Here is a 4,425-nt window from a genome sequence, read left to right on the forward strand (position 1 = left end):
TCCGCGCCCCGAGCCGCTTCAGCGCGGCGAGCGGCTGTTCCATCTTGGTAACACGCTTGGCAACAACGGCGCCAACTCACGCTTCCCCATGGCGGGGGACAACTGGATGAGCTGCAACTCCTGCCATCTGGATGGGTTCAATTTCACCAACCGCTATCTGATGGCGGCCCATCGCCAGAAGAGCGGCGACAACGCCATCAACGGCCACGCCAACCTCACCAACATGGTGGCGGGGGATTTTGTCGGCGAATACCTGCGCATGACCCAGCAGACCCAGGGCGGCATGGGCCATGACACCCGCGATGGGGCCGAGGCAGTTGACCCCGCGAGGCCCCAACCGGAAGTGAAAGTGATGATGGAGGACTTACACGCCTTCGTCACCGCCGATGGCAACCTCCCCTATCTCGCCAACTGGCTGCGGCTCGATGCCCCGCGCACGGATCCCGCCAAGGCGCCAACCACTCACCCGAAGGAGTGGCTCAACTCAGCCTCCTGCCAGAATTGCCACCAACAGGCCTTCAAAGATTGGAGCGAGAGCAACCACCGGCTGATGGGCAACTCCCACCCCTACTACAAGGTGGTACAGGCGCTGGCCCGCGAAACCGAAGGGGAAGCTTTCGGCCAGTGGTGTCAGGGCTGCCACATGCCCCAGCTGGTGATGACCGGCCAGCTGGATCTGCCCAAGGGCTCCCACATGTTCGAGCAGGGTGGCGCCTCGCTGATTGCCGCTCACAAAGCGGGCGAACCTGTGGTTGAAGAAGGGACCGGCTGCGTGCTCTGCCATCGCATCACCAAGGTAGAAGATGCGGGCGGCAACAGCGCCTTTACCGTGAATTTGAAAGACCGCGAGAGCTATGTGTTCGAGGATACCCCGGGCGGCAGCCTCCAGCACTGGCTGGCTGAGCGGCAGATCAACGCCCGTCCGGCGGCCCACAAAGCCTCCTATCAGAAGGATTTCTACCGCGATGCGGCCCTGTGCAAGTCGTGCCACAACGAGTTTGCCCCCGGCACCGGCGCCAATATCGTCAACACCTGGGACGAGTGGGAAAAATCCAGCTTCGCAAACGCGGAGGATCGCGCCAAACGGCGCACCTGCATCGACTGCCATATGAACCCGGAGCCGGGCAATGGCGGCGCGCCGGTGACGGGCCAGTCCACCGAAAACGGCACCATGAAGGCGCGGCTCTATCGCCACAACTTTACCGGCGCCCAGCACCAGCTGGTGGGGCTGCGCAATCCCGACCTTGAACAGGAGAGTCTGGCGCTCTTGCGCTCCAGCGCTACCCTCTCCGCCCGTATCGAACAGGCTGCAGATAAGAACCAACAACTGGTGGTGCGGATCGCCAATACCGGCGCAGGCCATGCCCTGCCCACCGGGGTGGCCGATTTCCGTGAACTCTGGCTGGAGCTGACCGTCACCGACGCCAGCGGCAAGGTGGTGCTTGCCAGCGGCCAGCCGGTGGATGGCGCCGTCCCTGAGGATGCGCGACTGTTCAGAAAAGTGTTCGGTGATGCCGAGGGCAAGCCGGTGGGGCTCAAGTTCTGGCGTTACGCCAAACTGCTGGGAGATACCCGCATTCCGGCCGATGGCTGGCGCGATGAAGCCTGGCCGCTGCCCGCAGAAGCTCAAGGGCCCTTCAAGGCCGATATCAAACTCAATTTCCGCACCTACCCCAAGTGGGTCAATGATGCGGTGCGCGCCGCCGAGCCCAGCTTGCCGGAGCCACCCATAGTGCAGCTAAATCGGTTGCAACTGACCTTGCAGCCTCTCTCCATCACGCCCGCTACGGAGCCTCAATCCTGATGTTTGCAAGTTTTCTCATTACCCTGCGCGAGGGGCTGGAAGCCTTCCTGCTGGTCGGCATCTGCCTCTCCTACCTCGCCAAGCTGGGGGCGAGCCGCTACAACAAGTTCATCTATCTGGGGGTGGGGCTCGGCCTTATCGCCTCCCTTGTGGTCGCCTTCCTGTTCCAGGTGGTGGTGAGCCAGTTCGAGAGCGAGCGCTACAACCACCTCTTGATGGCGGGGATCCTCATCTTTGCCACCTTGGTGCTCACCTATATGGCGATCTGGATGCAAAAACAGGCCAAATCCCAGGTGGGAGCCATGACGGCACGCATCGATGCGGCCATCGATGGCGGCAACCTGTTTGGTCTGGTGCTGCTCGCCTTTCTGGCGGTGATGCGCGAAGGGTTTGAAACCGTGCTCTTCTTCTCCGCCCTGCTCTATTCGGGGCAAGGGGTGGATCTGCAATCCGGCCTGATAGGCGCGCTCGCGGGGCTGCTGGTCTCCATCGCGCTGGTGTGGGGGCTGCTGCGCTCCACCCGCAAGGTGGCGCTGGCCCCCTTCTTCCGCTGGACTGGCCTGCTCATCATCATCATCGCCGCAGGTCTGCTGTCGTCCGCCGTCAACATGTTGCAGGCGGCAGATATCATCACCTTCTGGACCACGCCGGTGTTCGACATCAGCCACATTCTCGACGATCAGGGGGTATTTGGTACCTTCCTGCGCGCCCTGTTTGGCTACAATGCCTCACCCGCTGGCTTGCAGCTGCTGACCTGGGCCCTCTATCTGGCGATCTTCGTTACCCTCTGGCTGCGCAGCTATCGCCCGCAGGTGAACGCCGTGTCCAGCAAGGACTGAGTCCTCACCCTCTGTGGCAACAAGGCCACGGGGTAACAACACCATTCGGGAGCCGCGCCCTGGTGCGGTTCCCTTATCTATCAAGCAGTTTCGGAAAACGTCATGAGCGATAACAACAAGAAGCACATTGCAGTGCTGGGTGCCGGCCCCGCCGGTTTGATGGCTGCCTGGCGCCTGCGCCGCGCCGGTTTTGCAGTCACCCTGTTCGAGCAGGAGCCGGTGGTCGGCGGCATGTGCGCCACCCAGACCTTCAAGGGGCGCGATGGGGAGTATCGCTTTGACTACGGCGGCCACCGCTTTATCACCAAGAACCCCGAGCTGCTCGCCTTTATCGACGAGCTGATGGGGGATGACCTGCTCCACGCCGAGCGCAAGAGCGTTATCCGCTTCGGCGGGCGCACCTATGACTACCCCCTGAACCTGCCCAACCTGCTCAAGACGGCGCCGCTCGCCCTGATGGCCGGTGCGGTGAAAGACTTGCTGCTGTTGCCTTTTAGCAAGAAGCCGGATGATTTCGCCAAGGCGAGCTTTGCCGAGTGGATCCAGAGTCACTTCGGCCGCACCCTCTATCGCCAGTTCTTCGAGGGCTATACCGGCAAGCTGTGGGGCATCAACCCGGACAAGCTCTCCGCCGACTGGGCCGGTCAGCGCATCAGCCTGATCGATCTCAAAGACGTGGCGCGCCGCCTGCTGCCAAGACGCAACGGCAGTATCTCGGTGCGCACCTATGCCCGCAAATACCGCTATCCCAAATATGGCTTCGGCCAGATTTTCACCACCCTGGGGGAGCGACTGGTGGCCGAAGGGGCCCTGCTCAAAACCGGCGCCACCATCACCCGCCTTGAGCAGGCGAATGGCCGCATCGAACGGGTTTATTGGAAACAAGATGAGGTTGAGCAGAGCGAGCGCTTTGATCAGGTGATCTCCACCCTGCCGCTGCCGCTCACCTGCCAGCATCTGGGCTTGCCGTGCGATCTTCACTACCGGTCGCTTCGCTTCGTCAACATGCCGCTCAAGCAGGAGAACCTGTCGGACAACACCTGGCAGTACCTCTCTGATCCCCATATTCTGGCCACCCGCCTGCAGGAGCCGCGCCGCCGCAGCCCCTTTATGGCGCCAAAGGGCCAGACCTCGGTGATGCTGGAGATCCCCTGCAATCCGGGGGATGCCACCTGGCAGGCGCCGCTCTCTGATCTGCGCGGTCGGGTTACCGCTGATCTGGCGAGCCTCGGCGTCGATACCCAGAAGCTTGGCGATGAAACCTTCGAGGCCCGCAGCGAGTACGCCTATCCGCTGATGGATCTCGGCTATCAGGCGCGCCGCAACGAAGCCATCAAGGCGCTGATGCCAATCACCAACCTCATCATGACCGGCCGTCAGGGGACATTCCGCTACATCTTCACCGACACCGCCATGGAGATGGGGATGATGGCCGCTGACATGGTGATCGACGGGGTGGACAGACGTCACGCCATCTTCAACCATCGCAACGAAAATACCGTGATTGAAACCCAAAGTGTGGCCTGAGTGCCGCGCCATTGGCATAAGTAAGGAGAACAGGATGACTATCCGCCCGGGTTTACTCGCACTCACCCTGCTGCTGGCCCTCTGCGGGCAGGCGCAGGCTTACTCCTACGCCGCCGCCGGCAAGGAGCCGCTGATCGACGCCCGCGAGGCACTGCTGGGCGCCGCCACTGATGGCAAGGATGCCAGCGCCACCTTGAGCGAGATTGCCGAGGAGCTGACCTATCTGGAACAGCACCACAAGGTCGAGCTGCAAAC

2 protein-coding genes and 2 pseudogenes are annotated in these 4,425 nt (G+C 62.2%); all 4 read left to right on the forward strand.

The genetic code is table 11. From position 1 onward, the window contains the following. Positions 1-1,804: pseudogene (locus tag DBR30_RS22170) on the forward strand (hypothetical protein); the annotation flags it as partial. Continuing rightward, positions 1,804-2,643, forward strand: a complete 840-nt coding sequence (locus tag DBR30_RS12985; RefSeq protein ID WP_108541838.1) for an FTR1 family iron permease — start codon at positions 1,804-1,806, stop codon at positions 2,641-2,643. The pseudogene DBR30_RS22170 and the gene DBR30_RS12985, both read left to right, overlap by 1 nt. A 102-nt stretch (positions 2,644-2,745) precedes the next feature. Further along, positions 2,746-4,170: an FAD-dependent oxidoreductase gene (locus DBR30_RS12990; protein ID WP_108541839.1), complete on the forward strand. Its 1,425-nt coding sequence runs from the start codon at positions 2,746-2,748 to the stop codon at positions 4,168-4,170. A 34-nt stretch (positions 4,171-4,204) separates the two neighbouring features. Next, positions 4,205-4,425: pseudogene (locus DBR30_RS12995) on the forward strand (hypothetical protein); the annotation flags it as partial.

The sequence above is a fragment of the Aeromonas sp. HMWF017 genome (genome assembly GCF_003061465.1).
Lineage (GTDB): Bacteria > Pseudomonadota > Gammaproteobacteria > Enterobacterales > Aeromonadaceae > Aeromonas > Aeromonas veronii.

Coding starts and splice junctions, on each gene's coding strand:
- DBR30_RS12990 (WP_108541839.1), top strand. CDS start 2,746: ATGAGCGATAACAACAAGAAGCACATTGCAGTGCTGGGTGCCGGCCCC.
- DBR30_RS12985 (WP_108541838.1), top strand. CDS start 1,804: ATGTTTGCAAGTTTTCTCATTACCCTGCGCGAGGGGCTGGAAGCCTTC.